The organism is Methylobacterium sp. Leaf85, from assembly GCF_001422125.1.
GTDB lineage: Bacteria > Pseudomonadota > Alphaproteobacteria > Rhizobiales > Beijerinckiaceae > Methylobacterium > Methylobacterium bullatum.
The window spans coordinates 158498-181089 of the sequence record NZ_LMME01000035.1; the positions used below are offsets into that span (position 1 = coordinate 158498).

The 22592-nt window shown below is 67.4% G+C and carries 21 protein-coding genes and 1 tRNA gene; 16 read left to right on the top strand and 6 right to left on the bottom strand.

From position 1 onward, the window contains the following. Positions 1-129 precede the first annotated feature (129 nt). The gene (locus tag ASF08_RS23410) at positions 130-876 is read left to right on the top strand and encodes an arginyltransferase (protein ID WP_018042156.1); all 747 of its coding nucleotides are present in this window, start codon (positions 130-132) and stop codon (positions 874-876) included. Between the two features lie 48 nt (positions 877-924). Here ASF08_RS23410 and ASF08_RS23415 read toward each other — a convergent pair whose 3' ends face one another. Then, on the bottom strand, positions 925-3021 hold the full coding sequence (locus tag ASF08_RS23415) for a TonB-dependent receptor (protein ID WP_443136833.1): 2097 nt from the start codon (positions 3019-3021) through the stop codon (positions 925-927). Positions 3022-3453: 432 nt separating this feature from the next. Between ASF08_RS23415 and purB the strand changes: the two genes are divergently transcribed. The 5 genes from purB to ASF08_RS23440 all read left to right on the top strand — a co-directional run bounded on the left by purB (position 3454) and on the right by ASF08_RS23440 (position 9349). Beyond that, on the top strand, positions 3454-4761 hold the full coding sequence (gene purB, locus ASF08_RS23420) for an adenylosuccinate lyase (RefSeq protein WP_056150099.1): 1308 nt from the start codon (positions 3454-3456) through the stop codon (positions 4759-4761). A 102-nt stretch (positions 4762-4863) separates the two neighbouring features. Beyond that, positions 4864-5709: a D-amino-acid transaminase gene (locus ASF08_RS23425; RefSeq protein WP_056150102.1), complete on the top strand. Its 846-nt coding sequence runs from the start codon at positions 4864-4866 to the stop codon at positions 5707-5709. A 91-nt stretch (positions 5710-5800) separates the two neighbouring features. Then, complete coding sequence (locus ASF08_RS23430) at positions 5801-6139, top strand: hypothetical protein (RefSeq protein ID WP_018042152.1); 339 nt, start codon at positions 5801-5803, stop codon at positions 6137-6139. A gap of 137 nt (positions 6140-6276) precedes the next feature. Beyond that, positions 6277-7569: an adenylosuccinate synthase gene (locus tag ASF08_RS23435; protein WP_056150105.1), complete on the top strand. Its 1293-nt coding sequence runs from the start codon at positions 6277-6279 to the stop codon at positions 7567-7569. Positions 7570-7819: 250 nt separating this feature from the next. Beyond that, positions 7820-9349, top strand: a complete 1530-nt coding sequence (locus ASF08_RS23440) for a histidine kinase (protein WP_425324814.1) — start codon at positions 7820-7822, stop codon at positions 9347-9349. A gap of 189 nt (positions 9350-9538) precedes the next feature. On the opposite strand, the gene rpoH is transcribed toward ASF08_RS23440, so the two are convergent. Both rpoH and ASF08_RS23450 read right to left on the bottom strand, forming a co-directional pair. Next, complete coding sequence (gene rpoH / locus ASF08_RS23445) at positions 9539-10429, bottom strand: RNA polymerase sigma factor RpoH (RefSeq protein ID WP_026175648.1); 891 nt, start codon at positions 10427-10429, stop codon at positions 9539-9541. Between the two features lie 308 nt (positions 10430-10737). Then, entirely contained in the window at positions 10738-11739 is a 1002-nt protein-coding gene (locus ASF08_RS23450) for an RluA family pseudouridine synthase (RefSeq protein WP_056150111.1), read from the bottom strand. Between the two features lie 95 nt (positions 11740-11834). Here ASF08_RS23450 and ASF08_RS23455 point away from each other — a divergent pair. Then, positions 11835-11910: transfer RNA gene (locus tag ASF08_RS23455), tRNA-Glu, on the top strand. Positions 11911-12799: 889 nt separating this feature from the next. Then, entirely contained in the window at positions 12800-12961 is a 162-nt protein-coding gene (locus ASF08_RS25435) for a hypothetical protein (protein ID WP_187273386.1), read from the top strand. A gap of 25 nt (positions 12962-12986) precedes the next feature. Here ASF08_RS25435 and ASF08_RS23465 read toward each other — a convergent pair whose 3' ends face one another. Further along, a complete protein-coding gene (locus ASF08_RS23465; RefSeq protein WP_056150117.1) occupies positions 12987-13892 on the bottom strand; it encodes a metallophosphoesterase family protein in 906 nt (301 codons plus the stop codon). A 592-nt stretch (positions 13893-14484) separates the two neighbouring features. Here ASF08_RS23465 and ASF08_RS23470 point away from each other — a divergent pair. The 3 genes from ASF08_RS23470 to lpxK are packed head-to-tail and all read left to right on the top strand — an operon-like array spanning position 14485 to position 17569. Continuing rightward, entirely contained in the window at positions 14485-15237 is a 753-nt protein-coding gene (locus ASF08_RS23470; RefSeq protein ID WP_056150119.1) for a lysophospholipid acyltransferase family protein, read from the top strand. Continuing rightward, positions 15234-16538, top strand: a complete 1305-nt coding sequence (locus ASF08_RS23475; RefSeq protein ID WP_056150121.1) for a 3-deoxy-D-manno-octulosonic acid transferase — start codon at positions 15234-15236, stop codon at positions 16536-16538. Before ASF08_RS23470 ends, ASF08_RS23475 begins: the two co-directional genes overlap by 4 nt. Beyond that, the gene (gene lpxK / locus ASF08_RS23480; protein WP_056150124.1) at positions 16538-17569 is read left to right on the top strand and encodes a tetraacyldisaccharide 4'-kinase; all 1032 of its coding nucleotides are present in this window, start codon (positions 16538-16540) and stop codon (positions 17567-17569) included. The genes ASF08_RS23475 and lpxK overlap by 1 nt, the downstream gene beginning before the upstream one ends. Here lpxK and ASF08_RS23485 read toward each other — a convergent pair. Then, complete coding sequence (locus ASF08_RS23485) at positions 17514-17738, bottom strand: DUF2093 domain-containing protein (protein ID WP_018042140.1); 225 nt, start codon at positions 17736-17738, stop codon at positions 17514-17516. The two genes, lpxK and ASF08_RS23485, sit on opposite strands and share 56 nt — an antisense overlap. A gap of 189 nt (positions 17739-17927) precedes the next feature. Here ASF08_RS23485 and ASF08_RS23490 point away from each other — a divergent pair, with 189 nt between their 5' ends. The 5 genes from ASF08_RS23490 to ASF08_RS25140 all read left to right on the top strand — a co-directional run bounded on the left by ASF08_RS23490 (position 17928) and on the right by ASF08_RS25140 (position 21799). Next, positions 17928-18365: a cytidine deaminase gene (locus tag ASF08_RS23490; protein ID WP_056150128.1), complete on the top strand. Its 438-nt coding sequence runs from the start codon at positions 17928-17930 to the stop codon at positions 18363-18365. Further along, positions 18358-19167 (top strand): purine-nucleoside phosphorylase, encoded by an 810-nt coding sequence (locus tag ASF08_RS23495; RefSeq protein WP_056150131.1) that lies wholly within the window; start codon positions 18358-18360, stop codon positions 19165-19167. Before ASF08_RS23490 ends, ASF08_RS23495 begins: the two co-directional genes overlap by 8 nt. Before the next feature lie 8 nt (positions 19168-19175). Beyond that, the gene (gene deoC / locus ASF08_RS23500; RefSeq protein ID WP_056150134.1) at positions 19176-19922 is read left to right on the top strand and encodes a deoxyribose-phosphate aldolase; all 747 of its coding nucleotides are present in this window, start codon (positions 19176-19178) and stop codon (positions 19920-19922) included. Further along, positions 19919-21220, top strand: a complete 1302-nt coding sequence (gene deoA / locus ASF08_RS23505; RefSeq protein ID WP_056150137.1) for a thymidine phosphorylase — start codon at positions 19919-19921, stop codon at positions 21218-21220. The genes deoC and deoA overlap by 4 nt, the downstream gene beginning before the upstream one ends. A 228-nt stretch (positions 21221-21448) precedes the next feature. Next, complete coding sequence (locus ASF08_RS25140; protein ID WP_156629697.1) at positions 21449-21799, top strand: hypothetical protein; 351 nt, start codon at positions 21449-21451, stop codon at positions 21797-21799. 95 nt (positions 21800-21894) lie between these two features. On the opposite strand, the gene ASF08_RS23515 is transcribed toward ASF08_RS25140, so the two are convergent. Beyond that, on the bottom strand, positions 21895-22530 hold the full coding sequence (locus ASF08_RS23515; RefSeq protein WP_056150144.1) for a class I SAM-dependent methyltransferase: 636 nt from the start codon (positions 22528-22530) through the stop codon (positions 21895-21897). Between the last annotated feature and the right edge of the window lie 62 nt (positions 22531-22592).

The window sequence follows — 22592 nt, forward strand, 5'->3', positions numbered from 1 at the left end:
CCTGCCATGCCAGCCACCCTTCGCGAAAATGGGGCGCTGCGACGCTCACCCACTTGAGCCCCGCCACGGGGCGGGTACACTCGTCTCGTGCGGGGAACGCTCCCGCCGGCCCCGAGGTCAGCTGCAAGCGTGACGAGCCATCCCCGCGACACACCGCAATTCTATCTGACGGCGCCTTCGCCCTGCCCTTACCTGCCGGGGCAGGAGGAACGGAAGGTGTTCACCCATCTCGTGGGGCGGCGCGCCCGCGACCTCAACGAGATTCTCACCCAGGGCGGCTTCCGGCGCTCGCAGACCATCGCCTATCGGCCGGCCTGCGAGACCTGCCGGGCCTGTATCTCGGTGCGGGTTGTGGTGGCGGATTTCCTGCCTTCGGCGAGTCACCGCCGCATCCTTCAGCGAAACGCCGATCTCATCGGCAATCCCGAGCCCAACCGCCCGGCCTCGGAGCAATATGCCCTGTTTCGCCGCTATCTCGATGCGCGCCATGGCGATGGCGGCATGGTCGACATGACCGTGCTCGACTACGCCATGATGATCGAGGACAGCCATGTGGACACCCATCTCGTGGCCTATCGTCGGCGCGGTCCCGATACGGCGATCAACGGAAGGGGCACCGGGCCGACCGTGGCCCTGTGCCTGACGGACGTACTCTCCGACGGATTGTCGATGGTCTACTCGTTCTACGATCCGGCGGAGGCCCAGCGTTCGCTCGGGACCTTCATGATCCTCGACCATATCCGCCGCGCCGCCTCCCTCGGCCTGCCGTATCTCTATCTCGGCTATTGGGTCGATGGCTCGCGCAAGATGGACTACAAGGCCCGCTTCCGACCCCAGGAACGCTTGATGGGACCGGGCTGGCAGCGGGTGGAATAGTCCGCCGCCCCGATCATTCGCCGGAACGGCGTCGACGCGAACCACGCGTCAGAATTTGGCGATGACTTGAGCGCGAACGATCCTCGGCGCGCCCGGGCTGATGTTGTTGTTCCCGTCCGCCGTGGCGATGTAGCCCCGGTCGAAGACGTTCTCGATGTTGATCTGCGCCCGCACCAGATCCGTGACCTGATAGAAGAGGCCGAGGTCGAAGCGGGTGTAGCCGGGGAGCCTGACCGTGTTGTCGGCCGCCGCGAACGTATGGGTCTGGTGGATCGCGCCGACGCCGAACGAGAAGGACGGCGTGACCGCAAACTTGTTCCACACGGTGACCGCGTTGAACGGCACCAACCCCACATGGTTGCCCGGAACGATGGCCGCGGAACTGAACCCGCTGACGATGCGCGCATCGGTGAAGGCATAGCCGCCCGCGACCTGCCACCAATCGGTGACGTAGCCGTTGGCGCCGATCTCGACGCCCTTCGCGTTGGTCTGGCCGCTCAGCAGGAAGAAGCCGGGGCGGTTCGGATCGGCGAGGCGCTGGTTGAACCGGTCGAGGTCGTAGAGCGCGCCCGTCAGCTGGAGCGTCGAAGAGACGTCCCATTTCACGCCGACCTCGCGGTTCTCGAACCGCTCCGGCTCGGCGATGGCGAGCCCTTCGGACAAGGCGGTGAACTGGTCGCCCGCGGATGGCAGGTACGAAACGCTGTAATTGCCGTAGAAGGCGAGGGTGTCCACCGGCTTGAACACCAGCCCGACCCTCGGCGACAGCAGGTCGTCGATGCGGGAATTGGTGACGTTGGTGCGCCGGTCCGTCGAGGAGAAATCGAAGTGATCGTAGCGCAGGCCGCCGATCACCTGGACATGCGGACCGATCTGGATCTGATCCTGGACGTAGACCGCAGCCAATCCGAGGTCGTAGCGGCTGTTGGAGGCCGAGGCCAGGTTGCGGAAGGTGACGGGGACTCGCGAGACCGGCGAGAGCGGATTGACGGTCAGCGTCTGCGTTCCGGTCGTCGCGAAGAAGCCGTCCTCCCGGTAGGTGATGCCGTCCTGCTTGCCGAGTTCGAAACCCGCGAGCAGCGTATGGGCCAGCGGCCCCGTGGCGAATTTGTAGGTGAAATCGTTCTGGTTGAAGAAGTTCGTCCTCGGCGTGTCGTTGTTGAACGCGCTGAGATCGACGGCCGTCCCGGCGGCGTTCACCGCGCCGCCGGAGCGGATGCTCGGATACACGACCTGATAGGCCTTGGCGTAATCGGCGTAGCGGAACTGGCTCCGCATCTCGACGCCCGAGGCGAAGCGGTGATCGAGAACCGCCGTCGCGATATGCGCATCGACACGGGAGTAGCTGAGGTCGGGATTGCCGAAGAACGTTCTGATGTTGTCGCGATAGCGATAGGGACGTCCGAGTTGGGACGGGATGCCGCGATCCGCCGTCCGGTCGTCGTGGAAATACTCGTAGGACAGTTTCAGCGTGGTCTCGGGCCCGAGCAGGATCGTCGCCGTCGGATTGATGCCCCAGCGCCGCAGGTCGACGTAGTCACGATAGGTGCCGCTGTCCTCGAACATGCCGTTGAGGCGGAAGAACACGCTGTCCGAGACCCGGTCGCCGACATCCACGGCCACCCGCTTGTTGAAATACTGGCCACCCTGAAGGATGACTTCCCGGACCGGGGTTCCGGTGGCGTCCTTGAGCACGCGGTTGACGACGCCCCCGCCGCCGCCGCGACCGAAGATCATCGCGTTCGGCCCCTTGAGCACTTCGATCCGTTCGACGTTGTAGAGATCGCGGTAATACATCGCGTCGTCGCGCATGCCGTTCACGTAGAAATCGGCGCTGGATTGCTGCCCGCGGATCACGACCTCGTCCCGGTTGGCGGCGCCCTGGTGCAGGAACACGCCGGGCACGTAGCGCAATGCTTCGGTGACGCCCTGAAACCCCTGATCCTGGACCTGCTCGCGCGTCACGACCGTCACCGCCTGCGGGGTGTCGATCAGCTGGGTGTCCGTCTTCGTCGCGCTCCGGCTGCGGTTGGCGCGGTAGCCAACGGTATGGCCCCCCACCCCGTCCACACTGAGCTGGTCGAGAGTCACTTCAGTGTGGTTGCCGGGATCGGCGGCAACGGCCTGTGCTTCCGCGACCCGCATGTCCGATAGGAAAGGCACGGCCGAGAGAACCGTGATCAGACGTATACGGGCGAAAGGATGCATCGGCGCGTCTCAATTCTATTGGTACTATTCTGCATAAGCGGAGAAATATTACGCTTATCTGCAGATCACATTCGTCTAATAGACACGCATAGTTGATCGGCAACCTGTCATAATCGGATTGACAACGCTGTAATTTTGCAGGTCATTTAATAAGCGTTCTAAGATACCGACTAAGCGACGGAACGCGCGGCGGAAAACGCCTCGCCCGCAAAGCAGCGCTGAGAGTCGAGCACATCTGGTTTCACCGAGGCGATGCAGAAATGTATCACTTCGCACAGAGCGCCCCCTGGGGCCGCGCGTTGAGCGCAGGCCCCGCTCATGCTAGGCGCCAGCCTCCTTGTCCCGATCCGTCCGACCCGAGGCGCCCGTATGATTGCCCGCTATAGCCGCCCCGAGATGACGGCGATCTGGTCTCCCGAGAGCCGCTTCCGCATCTGGTTCGAGATCGAGGCTCACGCCACCACGGCGCTGGCCGAGATCGGCGTGGTGCCCAAGGAGGCCGCCGCCACGATCTGGGAGAAGGGCCGCGACGCGGTGTTCGACGTCGCCCGCATCGACGCCATCGAGGCGGTCACCAAGCACGACGTCATCGCCTTCCTGACGCATCTCGCCGAGATCGTCGGCCCCGATGCGCGGTTCGTGCACCAGGGCATGACCTCGTCGGACGTCCTCGACACCTGTTTCAACGTGCAGCTCGTCCGGGCCGCCGACATCCTGATCAAGGATGTCGATGCACTTCTTTCCGCGATCAAGCGCCGGGCCTTCGAGCACAAGCTGACCCCGACCATCGGTCGCTCGCACGGCATCCATGCCGAGCCCGTGACCTTCGGCCTGAAGCTCGCCCAGGCCTATGCCGAGTTCGAGCGCGCCCGCGCCCGCCTCGTCGCCGCCCGCGAGGAAGTCGCCACCTGCGCGATCTCGGGCGCCGTCGGCACCTTCGCCAATATCGATCCGCGCGTGGAGGAATATGTCGCCAAGGCGATGGGCCTCACACCCGAGCCGGTCTCGACGCAGGTCATCCCCCGCGACCGCCACGCCATGTTCTTCGCCACCCTGGGCGTGGTCGCGAGTTCGGTGGAGCGTCTCTCCATCGAGGTGCGCCACCTGCAACGCACGGAAGTCCTGGAAGCGGAGGAGTTCTTCTCCGAGGGGCAGAAGGGCTCGTCGGCCATGCCGCACAAGCGCAACCCCGTCCTCACCGAGAACCTCACCGGCCTCGCCCGCATGGTGCGCTCCTTCGCGCTGCCCGCCATGGAGAACGTGGCGCTCTGGCACGAACGCGACATCTCGCATTCCTCGGTGGAGCGCATGATCGGCCCCGACGCGACGGTGACCCTCGACTTCGCCCTGGCGCGGCTCACCGGCGTGATCGACAAGCTGCTGATCTACCCCGAGCAGATGCAGCGCAACCTCGACAAGCTCGGCGGCCTCGTCCACTCGCAGCGGGTGCTTCTGGCCCTGACGCAGGCGGGCGTGTCCCGCGAGGACGCGTATCGCCTGGTCCAGCGCAACGCCATGCCGGTCTGGCGCGGCGAAGGCGACTTCCTCACCCTGCTGAAGGCGGATGCGGACGTCACCGCGTCGCTGAGCCCGGAGCAGATCGAGGAGTGCTTCGACCTCGGCTACCATTTCAAGCACGTGGACACGATTTTTTCGCGCGTCTTCGGTACGGCCTGAGCCAGGACCGTCCCCGACTCGGCGATCCGCGGAGCACGCTTCGTGCTTCGCGGATCGCGTAGCGGCGAGGCCGCCGTTTCTATCCAGAGAAGAGGAAGTTCGATGTCGCGCATCGTCTACGTCAACGGCGAGTTCGTGCCCTTCGAGGCCGCGACCGTGTCGATCATGGACCGGGGCTTCCTGTTCGCGGACGGCATCTACGAGGTGTCCGCCGTCCTCGGCGGCCGTCTCGTGGACAACGAGGCGCATCTGGCCCGGCTCGACCGGTCGCTGGGCGAGATCGGCATCCGCAATCCCTACCCGACCGAAGAGTGGATCCGGCTCGAGACCGAACTGGTCCGTCGCAACGGCGTCGACGAGGGCCTCGTCTACATGCAGGTGACGCGGGGCGCCTTCGAGCGGGATTTCGCTTTCCCGCCGGCCGAGACCGAACCCACCGTGGTGATGTTCACGCAGGCCAAGACCGTGGCCAGGAACCCGCTGGCGGAGCGGGGCGCCAAGGTCATCACCGTCCCCGACATCCGCTGGAAGCGCCGCGACATCAAGTCGGTGGCGCTCCTCGCCCAGGTTCTGGCCAAGCAGGAAGCGGCCAGGGCCGGCGTCGCGGAAGCCTGGATGGTGGAGGATGGTTTCGTCACCGAGGGCTCCTCGTCGACCGCCTTCATCATCACCGGCGGAAAGGTGGTCACCCGCCCGCTCTCCACCGCCCTGCTGCCCGGCATCACGCGCCTTGCCGTCATGCGCCTTGCCGAGGAAGCAGGCCTGACGATCGAGGAGCGGCTGTTCTCCGTGGAGGAGGCGTTCGCGGCGCAGGAGGCCTTCTACACCAGCGCTTCGGCTTTCGTGATGCCCGTCATCGACATCGACGGGCACGAACTGGGCGACGGCAAGCCGGGCGCGCTGACGAAGCGCCTGCGCGCACTTTATCTGGAGATGGCCGGGGCATAAGGGCGGGCCGGTCTCATCCGTCATCCGGCGCCGCCATAGGAACTGCATCGCCGCCGGAGCGGTTTGTCTCCCGACTTCCTGGGGGACATCGATGCCGACACCGTTTCGTCACGCCGCACTGCTCGCTTTCGCCCTGACGGCGTCGGGCGCCTATGCCCAGTCGCCCGATGCACCGCTGAAAGGGCGCGACACCTCCCCGAACATCCCGCCCTCCACGGAGACGGTGCCGGAGAAGGTTCGTCCGTCCGAGGAGGGGACCGGCGGCTCGACCTTGAGCGACAAGCTTGAGAAGAACGACGGCGTCATCACGCCACCCGGTAATTCCGCCCCGGGCCTGGTGGTCAAGCCTCCCGAGACCGGGAACAGCGGCATGCCGGTGATCAAGCCGGGCCAGTTGCCGGGCAGCGAACCGGGGACGGAAGCGCGCTAGGAATTGGGCGCACCCCAAGCGTTCGGGCGCGGTTTGCTTGATTTCCTGCGAGGGATCGCGGAAAGACCCCGGAGATGCGTGTCGGCCCGCCCTCGCGGCGGGGCGTTTCCACGCGGGCACCGGACAGGTTGAAGTGAATGGCGAACGTCGTCGTCGTGGGCGCCCAGTGGGGCGACGAAGGCAAGGGTAAGATCGTCGACTGGCTCTCCGAGCAGGCCGACGTGGTGGTCCGCTTCCAGGGCGGCCACAATGCCGGGCACACGCTCGTCATCGACGGCGTGACCTACAAGCTCGCCCTGCTCCCGTCCGGCGTCGTCCGGGGCGGAAAGCTGTCGGTGATCGGCAACGGCGTCGTCGTCGATCCGTGGCACCTCGTGGACGAGATTGCCCGGCTCCAGGCGCAGGGCGTCGAGATCTCGCCCAAGACCCTGCGCATCGCCGACAACGCGACACTGATCCTGCCGCTGCACCGCGAGCTCGACCACTTTCGCGAGACCTCGAATGCCGGCCTGAAGATCGGCACGACCAAGCGCGGCATCGGCCCTGCCTACGAGGACAAGGTCGGCCGCCGCGCCATCCGCGTGGTGGATCTGGCCGACGAGAGCACGCTGGAATCGAAGATCGAGCGGGTCCTCACCCACCACAACGCCCTGCGACGGGGCCTCGGGATCGACGAGGTCGATGCCGGCGCGCTCCTCGCCGAACTGAAGGCGATAGCGCCGACGATCCTCCCCTACGCCACCACCGTATGGAAGCTCCTCGACGACGAGCGCCGGGCGGGCAAGCGCATCCTGTTCGAGGGCGCGCAGGGTGCCCTCCTCGACGTCGATCACGGCACCTACCCGTTCGTCACCTCCTCGAACATCGTCGCCGCCCAGGCCGCCACCGGCTCCGGCATGGGGCCGTCGGCGATCGGCTACGTGCTCGGCATCGCCAAGGCCTATACGACCCGCGTCGGCGAGGGGCCGTTCCCCACCGAGCTCTTCGACGAGATCGGCGAGACGATCGGCGCCAAGGGCCGCGAGTTCGGCGTCAATACCGGGCGCAAGCGCCGCTGCGGCTGGTTCGACGCCGTGCTGGTGCGCCAGACCGTGCGGACCTCCGGCATCGACGGGATCGCCCTGACCAAGCTCGACATCCTCGACGGGTTCGACGAGATCAAGGTCTGCACCGGCTACCGCCTCGACGGACAGGTGCTCGACCACCTCCCCGCCAACCAGGCCGCGCAGGCGAAGGTCGAGCCGATCTACGAGACCATCGAGGGCTGGTCCGGCACCACCGCCGGAGCACGCTCCTGGGCCGACCTCCCCGCTCAGGCGATCAAGTACGTGCGCCGGATCGAGGAACTGATCGGAGCGCCGGTGGCACTGCTCTCCACGTCACCGGAGCGCAACGACACCATCCTGATGCACAATCCCTTCGAGGATTGAGCGTCCGGCCGAGGCGAGGCCCACCGGTTCCTCCAGGGCAACCGGTGGACGAATGACAGGGGATGAAGCGCCGTGCGGGTGGATGAAGCCTCGTCCGAAGGGCGGACATCGCGGATGATGCCGACGTGCCTCGCCCAAGGGTGTTCCATCCCTGCAGTGAGAAGAGGGCGGCCTGCCGGCCGGCCCGTATAGGGCGGACCGAGGTTCGATGGCCGACTATTACCCCTTGCTGGCACGAGCGCTCCAAGCGATGCCGGATCGTTCTCCGGCCTTGCGCAAGGCGGTCTACGACCGGGCACGCGGCGCCCTGATCGGGCAACTCCGCTCGCTCGAACCGCCCCTGTCCGAAGCCGATATCGACCTCGAGAGCAAGGCCCTCGAAACCGCGATCAGTCGGGTCGAGAGCGAGCATGGTGGGCCGCCCGCCACCGTCGCCAACGATGTCGCGCCACCGGTCTTCGCCGTACCGGAGGAGCGCGACGTGCTGCCGGAAGCGGCGGCGCCCGAGCGATCCGCCGACACCGAGAGAGGCCGCATCACCGAGCCGGGCCTGCCACCGGCCCCTGAGCCGAATCTCGGGATCCGCCCTTCCCGGCCGGATCGCCAGCCGGGCGCGCAGCCCGATGCGCCGGCGCCCGCGCCGCTGCCGCCGGTGGGGGATGGACCAGCTCCGGTCTCCCAGGAGCCCGCGACGGTCCTGCCGATCAAGCCCCGCAAGGCGAAATCAGTGGACAGGGTTGCCGAGAGGAAGGCCGCCCGGGAAGCCGCGCGGAAGGCATCGAACGATGAGACCGCGAGCGAAGGGATCCAGCCGGAACCGGCCGGCGAGCCGACGCCCGAGCCGCCGGTCGCCGAAGGCGCAACGATGCCCGCAGCGGCGGATGGCGGCCATGCGCGCAATCGCCCACGCATCGACGTCGTCGCCCCGCGCAAGGGCCGCCCTCGTCTGATCCGCAACGTCTTCGTGGGAAGCGTCCTGCTCATCGTCGTCGGGCTGATCGCGGTGGCAGCCTTCATGCTGCGCGACAAGCCCTCGGACCTGCAGCCCGGCACTACCGAGGCTCAGGAAGAGACTTCCGAGTCCGGTGCCGCGAAGTATGCCGACCGGATCGGGGGGGATGCTCCCGCCTCCACGGAACGACGCGACCCCTCCGCCCGCCAGACGCTCGCCCGGCCGCCAGCCACGACGCCGGCCGATCCGACCAAACCGCCGGCCCAGCCCGACGTGGCCGTCGCGCAGCGCGCCGTTCTCTTCGAGGAAAACACGGCGGGCGGAAACGCCCAGCCAATCACCTTCCAGGGCATGGTCGTATGGCGCCTGGAGGCGATGAACGGTGAGCAGGGCCAGCCGCTGGAAACCGTCATCCGGGGGCGTGTGACCTTCGCCGAGGCCGGCCTGTCTCTGGTCATGACCATCCGGCGGAACCTCGACGCCACCTTCCCCGCCTCCCACACCATCGAACTGGCCTTCACCACGACGAGTCCGGCCGGGGATACGCATTCCGTCCAGGATGTCGGCCTGCTGAGTGCGAAGGAAGAAGAGAGCGGCCGGGGCTCGCCGGTCTCGGGCCTGCCGGTGCGCGTGAAGGAGAACCTGTTCCTGATCGGCCTGTCGTCGCTGCAGGCCGACGTGGACCGCAACACCGACCTTCTGGAGCACCGCAACTGGTTCGACCTGCCGATGAAGTTCGCCGCCGGGCCTCGCGGCGTGCTGACCTTCGAGAAGGGTTCATCGGGCAATCAGGTCATCCGCTCCGCCTTCGAGCAATGGCGTCGATAGGGGCGACACAAAGAAAGCCGGTCCCGCAGCAGCGGAACCGGCTTTTTCGTCATCGCCCCCCGTTGCAGCGTCTCGTCCACCTTTCACGACCCTGAAACACAGGTCCGTATCCATGAGCTCCGGCGGACGACCACCGCCGCGCGGTCGCACGGGTTGGCCTCGCTGAGTCAGGCTCACCGAGGCCCTAGATCAGGCGTGGGCGGCGGCCCGTGGCGCCTCGCGAGTGGCGAGGTTTCGCTTGACCGCTTCCTGAATCTTCTCGAACGCCCGGACCTCGATCTGGCGGACGCGCTCGCGTGACACCCCAAATTCACCCGACAGGTCTTCGAGGGTGATCGGGTCATCGGCGAGACGGCGCGCCTCGAAGATGCGGCGCTCGCGCGGATTGAGGACCGACAATGCGTCGCGCAGGGCGGTCAGACGGTTCTGGCCCTCCTCTTCGCGGGCGAGCACGGTCTCCTGGCTCGGGCTGTTGTCCACCAGCCAATCCTGCCACTCGCCCTCCCCTTCCTCACGCAACGGAGCGTTGAGGGAGGTGTCGCCCGAGAGGCGGCGGTTCATGTCGATCACGTCCTGCTCGGGCACGCCGAGCTTGACGGCGATCTGAGCCACCTGATCCGGCTTGAGATCACCCTCGTCCAGGGCGGAAATCTTGCCCTTGGCCTTCCGGAGATTGAAGAACAGCTTCTTCTGGTTCGCCGTGGTGCCCATCTTCACCAGCGACCACGAGCGCAGGATGTATTCCTGGATCGCGGCCTTGATCCACCACATGGCGTAGGTGGCAAGGCGGAAGCCCTTGTCCGGCTCGAAGCGCTTGACGGCCTGCATCAGGCCCACGTTGCCCTCGGACACGACCTCGCCGATCGGCAGGCCGTATCCACGGTAGCCCATGGCGATCTTCGCCACGAGCCGAAGATGCGAGGTGACGAGGCGGTGCGCCGCATCGCGGTCGCCCTGTTCACGCCAGCTCTTGGCCAGCGTGAACTCCTCGTTCGGCTCGAGCATCGGAAACTTGCGGATTTCATCGAGGTAGCGCGAAAGGCCACCCTCGGTGGCGAGCACGGGTAGTGCGCCTGCCATAGTCATCTCTCCTTGCAAGGTCCCCCGAACGGGCAGACCAGAAACGAACCGCCGCTCTTCGAGCCGACCGTCCCACTCCCCGACACTACTCGGAAAGGAAACGGTGCGGTAGCGGTCCGTGACTCGACCATCGCCATCAACGCGCCAGCGAGCCGATCGCCCGAAGGTGACACGAAAGGCCGCGCCCCGGGGTGCGCCGGCACACCTGTTTGCCGGCGACCCTTGACAGCGACACCTCTGCAACAGGACCGGTGGTCGAGGGTTCCCCCGGCCGGACACTGGCCCGCACCCGGGCGCCACCCGCTTCGTCAGGATCGGTCGTTCGCCCTCAACGCGGCGATGAGGGCGGACATGTCCGGCGGGATCGGGCTCTCGAAGCGCAGGACCTCGCCGGTGCGGGGATGTTCGAACCCGAGAATGGCGGCATGGAGGGCCTGCCGGCCCAAGGCTTCCAGCCCGGCCCGCGCCGCCGACCCGAGCCGCGCGGCCTTGGTCTTGAAGGCGTTGCCATAGACCGCATCGCCGAGAAGCGGATGGCCGCGATGGCTCAGATGGACGCGGATCTGGTGGGTTCGCCCGGTCTCGAGCCGGCACCGGACAAGGGCGACTTCGGTTCCCGCATCCAGGATCTCCTCGACGACGTAATGCGTGATCGCCGTGCGCCCCTCGCCCGGGCGCATGATGGCGATCTTCTCGCGATTGCGCTGGCTGCGTCCGAGTTCGACGTCGATCGTGCCCAGCCGGGGCTCCGGCGCTCCCCAGGTCAGGGCGAGATAGGCGCGCTCCAGGGGTCCGTTGCGGCCATGGTCGGCGAACTGCGCCGTGAGCCCCTTGTGGGCGAGATCATTCTTGGCGACGACGAGGAGACCGCTCGTGTCCTTGTCGAGCCGATGCACGATCCCGGGTCTGCGCACGCCGCCGATGCCCGACAGGCTTTCCCCGCAATGGGCGATGAGGCCGTTCACCAGGGTTCCGGCATCGTGGCCGGGGGCCGGGTGGACCACCAGCCCCGCCGGCTTGTCGATGACGATCAGGTCGTCGTCCTCGTGCACGATGACGAGATCGAGGGTCTCCGCCACCGGCGTCGCGTCCACCGGCGCGGGAATGGTCACGTCGAGGACGGCGCCCGCGCCGACCTTCAGCGACAGGTCGAGGACGACGATTCCGTCCTTGCTCACCTGGCCGGTGCGGATCAGGTCCTGCAGCCGCGAGCGCGACACGTCCGGCAGCGCGCGGGCGAGCGCCCTGTCGATGCGCTCCGCCTGCGCGTCCAGGTCGAGGACGACGCGGCGATCCTGCGGTTCTTGCACGATGTGATCTCTTTCGATGCCGATGACATTTAAGCGCGCGGCAGCTCTTGCTCCCCCGCCCGACCGTCGCTATACGATCGCCAACCGGCCGGAAAGCTCCCATCGTCTAGCGGTCTAGGACGTCGCCCTCTCACGGCGAAAACAGGGGTTCGATTCCCCTTGGGAGCGCCAGCGGTTCTTGTAAGTCAGTCGTCCTGACGACACGGCCTCGCCCCTCCCCCGGATCGGCTCGAGGCCAGCGATACACAGAACCCTGCTCTCTACACTCTTCGGTCTCGCCCTTTCTGCGCTGCAAAACAGGTGATCGCGTTGTCCGGCGCTTCCGGCACGTCAGCCGATGCCGCAGGAGGCGAGGCCTCGAGCGCTGGCGGTGCCCGAACTGCGCGAGCGTAGCGCTCCGCGCGGCTCAGCGGACAGGATCTCAGCGCGCACCGCCTCGTCTTCGTGGGGGATCCCATGACACAAGGGTGGGATGCCGGCGTCTGGGGCATGTTCTGGGGGGGGGTGTGGAAGACGACGACGAGGATTGCGGCGATCCCGCGCAAGGCGTCGAGTTCGAGGAGCCTCCCCGGTCGCTCGGGCGATCGCTCGTGGCCCGCCCTCGGGGTCCGCCCCGATCGCTCCGGTCACGCCATGAACGCCGTCCTCGACTCTCCGTCGCAGACCCCATATTTCGGCAGGATGGCGTGACGAGGCGCTTCTACGTCCTGAAAGTCGCCGATCCTTCGGCGGACACTCGGGGTGCCCTCCCCGTCGACATCGGAGCTGCGCGTCCCGGCATGGCTCCTCATCCGAAAGAGCCCCGCCGACCCGCCCGAGGCTGATCGCGACGACAACGCTCGCGGATCGTTGTGCACTGCACTCCCCCGTCGGTTACCCGTTGAACGCACGCAGGTTTCACGCAGCGGGCCGCCCGGCGTCCCACATCGTCAAAGTGCGGCGCAATGACGAATATCGCCGGGATAGGCGTTCGCCGGCCTTGCGACTCATGAACGCCCGATTAACACTGCCTACTCCGAAAGAACGAATCGACCGATTCGTTGAGGCCGGGAGACACGCCATGTCCCAGACGATTCACGTCAAACCGACCCATGACGGCACCTATACGGTCTATCGCGGGCCGACGGCCCTCGTGAGCGGCCTCACCCGGCTCCAGGCCGAGCTGTATCAAGCCAGCATCACCCGTCAGGCGCAACGCCCCCTCGTGGCATTGACGGCCTGATCCGGCGCGGCCGGCGGATGAGCGATCATCGCCGCGTCAGCTTCAACACCCGGAGGTCGGCGATCGTCCCGGCCTCCGTCAGGCCGCGTTCCTTGGCCTCGATGACATAGCGGTCGTCCGCTCTGGTCACCGCATAGACATGATAGCTCGCACGACGGTGCAACGCGCCGCCATGCGAAACCGCCGAGGCCGAGGGAGCGCCGACCACGGGGACGCCGGTGCCGTCCGGCCCGCGGACGAAACCGATGCTTCCCACATGGTTGTGCCCGTGCAGGATCAGGTCCGCGCCGGCACGTCCGATCATCGCGGTGAACGTCTCCGCATCCTTCAATTCGCGCCCCGGCGAGGCGCCCCCGGGCTGGGGCGGATGATGGATCATGACCACGCGAAACGGCGGTTCGGGCTCGCGGCCCAAGCGTGTCAAAATGGCCTCGACGGTCTCGATCTGAGGGGGGCCGAGCCGGCCGCTCGCGACGAAGGGCTTGGTCGGAATGGCCGACGACACTCCGATGAGGGCGAGCGGACCGCGCCGCCTGAGATACGGAAACACCCCGTCGGTGCCGTCGTCGCCCGAGGTCCAGGCACCGCAGGCCTTCAACAGCCCCTCGAGCGAGCCACGCACATAGGCATCGTGATTGCCCGGAACGAAACTCACCGTGTCCGGGGTGCCGAGCGCTTGGAGAAAGTCCCTGGCCGTCGCCCACTCGCTCGGCAGGCCGATGTTGCACAGGTCCCCCGTGCAGGCGACGTGATCGTGGGGCTGCGTCCGCAGATCGGCCACCAGCGCCGCGAGAATCTCCATGTCGTGGTGCCGGCTGCGCCCGCGCCGCCAGTTCACATAGCCGGTGGCCCGCTTGCTCAGAAGCTGGCGCAGGCGCGGACGGGCGATGGGGCCGACATGCGGATCGGTGAGGTGAGCGAGGCGGAACATCGGTCTCCGTTTCGAAACAGGCGCCCGCCTTCGTCACTCCCGGCTACCGCGTCAAGCCTCGACCCTTTTCGGCCGACGCTTCGATTTCGGGCCGACGCCATCTGATCCGGGGGAACGATCATACAGGTTTCGAGACCCACAGCGTCGTTCCCTAGATAGTCACGCATCTCGCGAAATGCGCCGCCCTGCCCTCCTGCCCAGCGGATCTCGGGCCTGCCCGAGATCCGTCGAGCTTGTGGGGAGGAGTTGGAGGTGGGGGTGGTCGGGCGACCCTCGACGTGCGGAGGCTGGCCAAACCACCCGCACTCCTGACCTCCGCCCACAAGGGGGGAGAGGGACGCGCTCGGCTTGAAGCGGCGTCGCTCCCGCCGCGACGCTCTCACGCATGTGAAGATCGAGCGGCGGGGAAGGACGGGGTGAAGCGGTCCCGGCATGGTTGCGCGGGCAATTCGAACGGCGTTAGACCCTGCGGGACCGGTATGGCTCCCGAGCGGGCGACGTTCGACGGATGCGCCGGCGGCGCAACCGGGCGTGGACGTCTCGGGCACCGACTGGACGGATGGCCGATCCGGCGGCCCGTGGAACCGAGTGAATGAGCCTTCTCAAACGCATCGGCCGGTCTCCACCGGTTCAGAAAAGCCTCGGCTTTGCCGCCTATCACTACCTGCGCCTCGTGCGCGCCACCAACCGCTTCACGGTGGAGCCGGCCGAGCCACACCGGTGGCTCGACGGGCTGTCGCCGTTCATCGCCGGGATGTGGCACGGCCAGCATACGATGATCTCGTTCATGCGCCGGCCGCAGGACCGGATCGCCACGATCATTTCGCGCTCGGCGGACGGCAACATTAACACCATCGCCCTCACCCGGATGGGGGTTCGCGTCATTCGGGCCTCCGGAGCCCGTGGCCGCGCCGTGCGGGACATTCGGGCGAAGGGTGGGGCGGAAGGCCTGCGCGCCATGATCCGCGCCCTGAAGGACGGCGAGAGCGTCGCCTTCAGCGCCGATGTGCCCAAGGTGTCGCGCCGATGCGACGTCGGCATCCTCACCCTGGCACGCTTCTCCGGCCGGCCGATCATTCCCGTCGCGGTGGTGACGAGCCGGCACCTGCGCTTCGACAGCTGGGACAAGGCCTGTTTCGGGCTGCCCTTCGGCAGGGGCGCCATGGTCTTCGGGGAGCCGGTCCTCGTCCCGCGCGACGTCGAACCGGAGGAACTGGAGCGTTTGCGCCAGCGGCTGGAGAACGAAATGAACCGGGTCCACGACCGGGCCTACACCCTCGTCGGTCGCCTCGACCGGGTCGTCGATCCGGTGGCCGGTTCCCTCGCCCTCGGGCCGTTTGCGTGAAGACGCCTCCCCTCACCATCGCCCTCCAGGCCTATCGCTACGGGCTCTATGTGGGTGAGCCGGCGGTGGCCGGCCTGCTGGCCTGGCGCTCGCGCAAGGGCAAGGAAGACCCCGGCCGCCTGTCCGAGCGACGTGGCCTTCCCGGACGAGCCCGCCCCGTCGGGCCCCTGGCCTGGATGCACGGCGCCAGCGTCGGCGAGGTGCTCTCCCTCGTCGGATTGATCGACGGCATGATCGCCCGGGGTTTCAGCGTCCTCGTCACCACGGGAACCCGCAGTGCCGCCGAACTGATCGGCCGGCGCCTGCCGGCGGGCGCGGTGCATCAATACATGCCCCTCGACGCGCCGCGCTGGATCGAGCGCTTCATCGAGCATTGGCAGCCGGATCTGGCGCTGGTGGCGGAATCCGAGATCTGGCCGAACACGGTCATCGCCCTGCACCAGCGCGGCATCCCCCTCCTCCTCGTCAACGGCCGGATGTCGGAACGCTCGTTCAAGGGCTGGGCGCGCTCGCCGCGCACGGCGGAAGCCCTGCTCTCGCGCATCGCCATCTGCCTCGCACAGACCAAGGACGATGCCGAGCGCTTCGAAAGGCTCGGCGCGCCCCGCGTGAGCGTCGCCGGAAACCTGAAATACGATTCGGCCGTGCCCCCGGCGGACGAGCAGCAGCTCGCCTATCTGCGCGACGTCGTCGGCGACCGGCCGGTCTGGGTCGCGGCCAGCACCCATCCGGGCGAGGATGCCATGGTGGCCGAGGCCCACGCGACCCTCAGGACACGACTGCCGAACCTCCTGACCATCGTCGTGCCGCGCCATCCCCACCGTGGCGGGGAGGTCGCGGAATGCGCCGCCGCCGTCGGCCTGCGGAGCGCCCTGCGCTCGCGTGGCGGCCGCCCCCATGGCGGCGTCGATCTCTACGTCGCCGATACGCTCGGGGAACTGGGCCTGTTCTATCGCCTCGCACCTCTGGTGTTCCTCGGTGGCTCGATGACGCGGCGTGGCGGCCAGAACCCGATCGAGCCGACCCGCCTCCACGCGGCGATCCTGCACGGGCCGAACGTCCAGAACTTCGCCCAGGTCTATCGCGCCCTCGACGAGGCCGGTGGGGCGATGATGGTGGCGGATGCCGGGGAGCTGGCGGCCGCCGTGGGCGACCTCCTCCACGACACGCCCCGATCCCGCGCCATGGCGGAGGCCGGCAACGCCGCCCTGCGGCCGTTCGAAGGGGCGGTGGAGCGAACCCTCGCGATTCTCGATCCCTTCATCGCCCAGATGAAGCTCGCGGCCATGGCCGGCTCCTGATGCGGCCCCCGGCCTTCTGGGATGCCCCCGGTCATCCCCTCGGCCGGTTCCTGGCACCCCTTGGGCATTTCTATGGCTCGCGCGTCGCCGCCCGCATGGACCGCGCTGGCGAGCGGGCGGCATGCCCCGTCATCTGCATCGGCAACTTCACCCTGGGCGGGGCGGGCAAGACCCCCACGGCTCTCGCTGTGGCGGCATTGCTGAGGAAAATCGGGGCGGAGCCCGCCTTCCTGACCCGTGGCTATGGCGGGCGCCTGGCCGGCCCGGTGGCGGTGGATCCGACCCGGCACACCTCTCTGGACGTGGGAGACGAGCCGCTTCTCCTCGCCCGTGGCGCCCGCACGATCCTCGCCCGTGACCGGCCCGAAGGGGCGAGGCTCTGCCGGGCTCTCGGTGCCGATGTGGTGGTGATGGATGACGGGCTCCAGAATCCGAGCCTCACCAAGGACCTGTCCCTCGCGGTGGTCGATGCGGGTAGCGGTATCGGCAACGGCCTGGCCTTCCCGGCCGGCCCTTTGCGGGCACCGCTCGCGCGGCAATGGCGCCATGTCCACGGCCTCGTCGTCATCGGCGAGGGCGCTCAGGGCGAGGCATTGGCGGTGGAGGCGGCGTCGCGGGGGCTGCCGGTCCATCGGGGCAAGCTGGTTCCGACAGCGCCGACAGCCGTCGCGGGAAAGCCCGTGCTCGCTTTCGCCGGGATCGGTCGACCGCGAAAATTCTTCGAAACCCTGGCCGAGGCCGGAGCGAGCGTCATAGAGACCCGGACCTTTCCGGATCACCATCCCTATCGTGCCGCGGACCTCGCCGCGCTCGCGGCATGGGCCGACGCCCTGGGGGCGATGCTGGTGACGACGGAGAAGGACATGGTGCGCCTGCCGGCGGATTTCGCCGCGAGGGTGACGGCACTGGGCGTCACCCTTCGGTTCGACGACGAGGGGAGCGTCCTCGCCCAGCTGCGCCGCGCGGGCGAGGCGTTCAGCCCGGCGACCGTCCCAGCTCGGCCAGACGCTTCATCACCGCCTCGGGCGTGATGTAGGCCTCCTGCAGTTCGGCGCTCCAGTAGCGAAGGCTGTCGAGGGCGATCGGCTCGCCGGTCACCGCGCAGCGCACGAAACTGCCTGGCTTCACGATGCGCATGGTGCCGTCGCCATACTCCACCGTCGCCTCGCCGGAGGCCTTGCGTTCGAACCGACCCAGCATGTCTCGCCCGCTTCCCAACTGAGACCATCGAAGGAGCGTTCTAGGATCGTGGCGGCGCCATGTCGATGATGTTCGATGGCGCGCGAAAAGGCGTCCGATGGCGCTCGAACAGGGGGTCCGATGGCGCTCGACAGGGGGGTGGCGTTCCTGTTCTAACGGGACGTGAACCCTCCCACCGGATCCGATACGATGACGGACACGATCGGCGCGGACCTCGCGGCTCTGTTCGAGGCGGCCGCGGCTGCTAAGTCCCTGGCCTACGCGCCTTATTCCGACTTCCCCGTCGGCGCCGCCCTGAGGGACGAGCACGGCCGCCTGCATGCCGGCTGCAACGTCGAGAACGCCGCCTACCCCGTCGGCACCTGCGCCGAAGCAGGCGCCATCGCGGCCATGATCGCCGGCGGCGGACGCGCCATAACCGCCATTCTCATCATCGGAAACGGCCCGAATCTGGTGACGCCATGCGGCGCCTGCCGCCAGCGGATCAGGGAGTTCGCCGAACCCGGAACGCCGATCCACATCGCCGGTCCGGAGGGCATCCGCCAGAGCTTCACCCTGGAGGCGCTGCTGCCGGATTCCTTCGGCCCAGACAATCTGCACCGCAAGAACATGCTCGCCGATGCCTGACGCAGCCATCTCGCTCGCCGCCGACACCGTCCGGGGCCACGGTTTTACCGGTCCCTACGTTGCCGCCATCGTCACCGGCACGGGCCTCGGACTCGTCGCCGGAAAGCTCGAAGACCGCCTCTCCCTCGCCTATTCGGAGATTCCAGGCTTTCCCTCTCCCGGCGTGACGGGTCACGGCGGCACCCTCCACACTGGGCGCCTCTCCGGGCGCCGCGTGCTGGTCTTCGAAGGGCGAAGCCATGCCTACGAGACCGGCGACGCCGCCGTCATGAAGGTGCCGCTGGGCGTCGCCAAGGCGCTCGGAGTCCCGCTCCTTCTCCTCACCAACGCGGCCGGATCGCTGGTGGCGCAGGCGGGGCCAGGCAGCCTCGTGGCCCTCAGCGACCACATCAATCTGTCTGGCCTCAATCCTCTGATCGGCGAGACGGGCGATGACCGCTTCGTCCCCATGGTCGGCGCCTACGATGTAGCGGCCCGCAAGACCCTCCACGAAGCGGCGCAGGATTGCGGGATCCCATTGCACGAGGGTGTCTATGCATGGTTCTCGGGCCCCAGCTTCGAGACCCCGGCCGAGATCCGCATGACGGGGCGCCTTGGTGCCGACCTCGTGGGCATGTCGACAGTGCCGGAGGCGATCCTTGCTCGGTTCTTCGATTTGAAGGTCGCGGCGATCTCCGTCGTCACGAACTTCGCCGCCGGAATCGGAGACGGCGATCCGCATCACGACGAGACCAAGCGCGCGGCGGCCGCCGCTGCTTTCGACCTCGCCCGGCTCATCGACGCGTTCGTCGGACGGCTGTAGGGAAGGGCATGATCGTCGATCCCCATCATCCGGACTCCGCCGTTGCCCGGCGCGCCCTTCCCCTCCTCGATCTCACCGATCTCGGCGATTCCTGCTCCGATCCGGCCATTGCGACGCTCTGCGGAAAGGCCCGGGCGAGCGGCGTCGCCGCGGTTTGCGTCTGGCCCCAGCATATCGGGCGCTGCGTCGCGTTGCTGGCCGGTACGCCCGTCCGCATCGCCACGGTGATCAACTTTCCCGCAGGCGGCACGGATATCGAGCGCGCTGTGGAAGATACCGCCGAGGCGCTGCATGACGGAGCGCATGAAATCGATCTCGTCCTACCCTATCGGGCGTTCCTTGCTGGCGACGCGCGGACGCCAACTGACATGATCGCCGCCGTGCGCGAGGTCTCCGGACGCGCGATCCTCAAGGTGATCCTCGAATCCGGAGCGATGCCGGACGTCATGCAGATCACCGAAGCAAGCCAACTCGCCATCGCTGCGGGAGCGGATTTCCTCAAGACCTCAACGGGCAAAAGCGCCGTCTCCGCAACGCCGCAAGCCGCCGAAGCGATGCTCGATGCCATCCGGGACAGCGGGCGACCTGTCGGATTCAAGGTCTCGGGCGGATTACGGACCGTGGCCGATGCCGCCCTGTATCTTGCCATAGCCGACAGGATCATGGGACCGGACTGGGTGGAACCGAAGACCTTCCGCATCGGGGCGAGCAGCCTGCACGATACGCTGACCCAAAGACTCGGGGAGCGCGCCTGATGCTGCCGCAGGAGTTGATCCGGGCCAAGCGGGACGGACGCGTACTCACGGATGGCGAGATCACCGGCTTCATCTCGGGTCTCACTGACGGGCGGGTGACAGAAGGACAAGCCGCCGCCTTCGCGATGGCGGTGTTCTTCCGCGGCCTGTCGCTGCCCGAGCGCGTGGCCCTGACCCGGGCGATGACCCATTCGGGAACGGTGCTCGATTGGGACTTGCCAGGCCCTGTCCTTGACAAGCATTCGACCGGGGGCGTCGGCGATACGGTGAGTCTCGCCCTCGCCCCGATGGTCGCCGCCTGCGGTGGCTACGTGCCGATGATCTCCGGCCGGGGCCTCGGGCATACCGGCGGCACCCTCGACAAGCTCGCAAGCATTCCCGGCTACGACGCCACGCCTGGTCTCGACCGTTTCCGCAGCGTCACCCGTTCCATCGGTTGCGCCATCATCGGACAGACGGCCGATCTCGCCCCGGCGGATCGGCGCCTCTACGCCATCCGCGATGTGACCGGCACGGTGGAGTCCCTCGACCTGATCACGGCGTCTATCCTCTCGAAGAAGCTCGCGGCGGGTCTCGGCGGCCTCGTGATGGATGTGAAGACCGGCTCCGGCGCCTTCATGGCGGAGACCAATGAAGCACGGGCTCTCGCCGAAAGTATCGTCGCCGTCGCCAACGGTGCCGGCCTGAGGACCGTTGCGCTCATCACAGATATGGACGCGCCCCTGGCCTCCAGCGCAGGCAACGCCCTCGAAGTGGCCTATGCCGTGGATTACCTCACCGGTCGCTCCGGCGAACCAGCGTTCCACGCCGTCACCGTGGCGCTTTGCGCCGAGATGCTGGTGCTCGGCGGGCTCGCCACGGACATCGCCGAGGCGTCCCGAAAGGTCGAAGACGCCCGCGATTCCGGACGGGCCGCCGAGATCTTCGGGCGCATGGTTTCCGCGTTGGGTGGCCCTGCCGATTTCATCGAGAAGGCCGACCGGTATCGCCCCGTCGCACCGGTGGTCCGCGCGGTGAGATCTCTCACGACGGGCGTCGTCTCGCAAATCGAGACCCGCGAGATCGGGCTTGCCGTCATCGCACTGGGCGGCGGGCGCACTAGGCCTCAGGACGGCATCGACCCGGCGGTAGGTCTTTCGTCTCTGGCCCGTCCCGGAGATGCCGCCGACCTTCTCGGCATTGTCCATGCCCGCAACGAAACCCAAGCCGATGCCGCCGAAAGAGCTTTGCGGGCTGCTTACCGGATCACACCCAACGCCCCTTTACCGCGACTGGCCATCATCGAGCGGATAGCCTGAAGAGCTCGGCAGCCGGCACGCGCTGTGAAACGACACCGCGCGCGTCCATTCCAGGGATCGACTGGCTTTGCCGACCGATTGCGAAGGTGGAAAGCCGATGTGAGATCGATCCCTCGAACCATCCGCCATCCGACCGGCCGCGATGGGAGAACAAAGAGAGAGGCCCCGGCGGATGAACCCGCCGGGGTCTTTCTACTAGAAGCGGTAGTGTCCGCCGTGGCGATGCCCATGATGGTGATGATGGTGGTGGTGACCCCAGCCATGGTGACGCGGACGCCATCCGTGATGGCCATGACCGCCCCAGCCGTACCCCCGGTGACCGCCCCAGCCATGGCGGTGATGTCCACCCCAGCCATGGTGTCTGCGATGGTGGTGGTGGTGACCGCCCCAGCCATACTGGACTGGGACAATGCCCGTCTGCGCTGGCTCGGCCAAGGCAACGGCCGGAGCAAGCGGTGCCGCCTGAACGATACCCGGCGCGATGCCGATGACGCCGAGGGCGAGTGCTGCGGCTGCGAGCCAACCCCTTGTCCGCTGTGCGAATGCGCGAAACGCCATGTCAGTCTCCGTCGATTGTGACGCCGGGGCGATCCCGGCGCAATGATCGAACGGTAGGAGCGATGGGCTGAACCGCGGATGAGCCACGTCTTCAGGTGACGTTCTGCGGCGGTCCCTCAGGGACGGCGGTAGACCCAGACCCGCGCTGGCGGCAGGTTGAGCCAAACCCGGCTGGACCGGCTGGCCGTGTAGCTGCCCGCATCGCAACGCTCGGGGATCGGCGGCACCACCGCATAGGTGAACTGCACGAAGGGCGAGCCCGCATGCATGAGCGTATGTGTGGCGTTCAGAAGATCGAGACGCTGTTCCAAAGGCTTGGTGAACAGAGGCAGGCTGGAAACGGTAGCCGCAGCCTTCTCGGTGAGAAGGTCGCCGATGGTCTCGCGGATGTTGTAGGCGTCACCGCGCAGGATGGTGGCGCGTGGAAAGCGCTTCTGCAGCAGCTTGCAGAAATCCGGATTGTACTCGACTAGGACAAGCCGCTCCTGCTCGATGCCACGACGTATCAGGGCCTCGGTGACGGGACCGGTACCGGGACCGAGCTCGATGACGGGGCCGGGCACGCGGGGGTCGACGTAGGACGCCATCATGCGGGCAAGCATCTTACCCGACGGCGTTACCGAGCCGGTGACAAGCGGCCGCTCGAACCAAGATCGCAGGAAACGCGCCTCATCTTCCAGCGGCTCCCGCCGTTCACGGACCGATCCGGTGGCGGCATAGGCTTTAGCACTGGGTCGATGGAGCGGAGGCAAGATCCAATGTCCTCAGATCACGCATGGGGAGTTAAGGCTAGACGACGAAAGCCAGTGCCCGT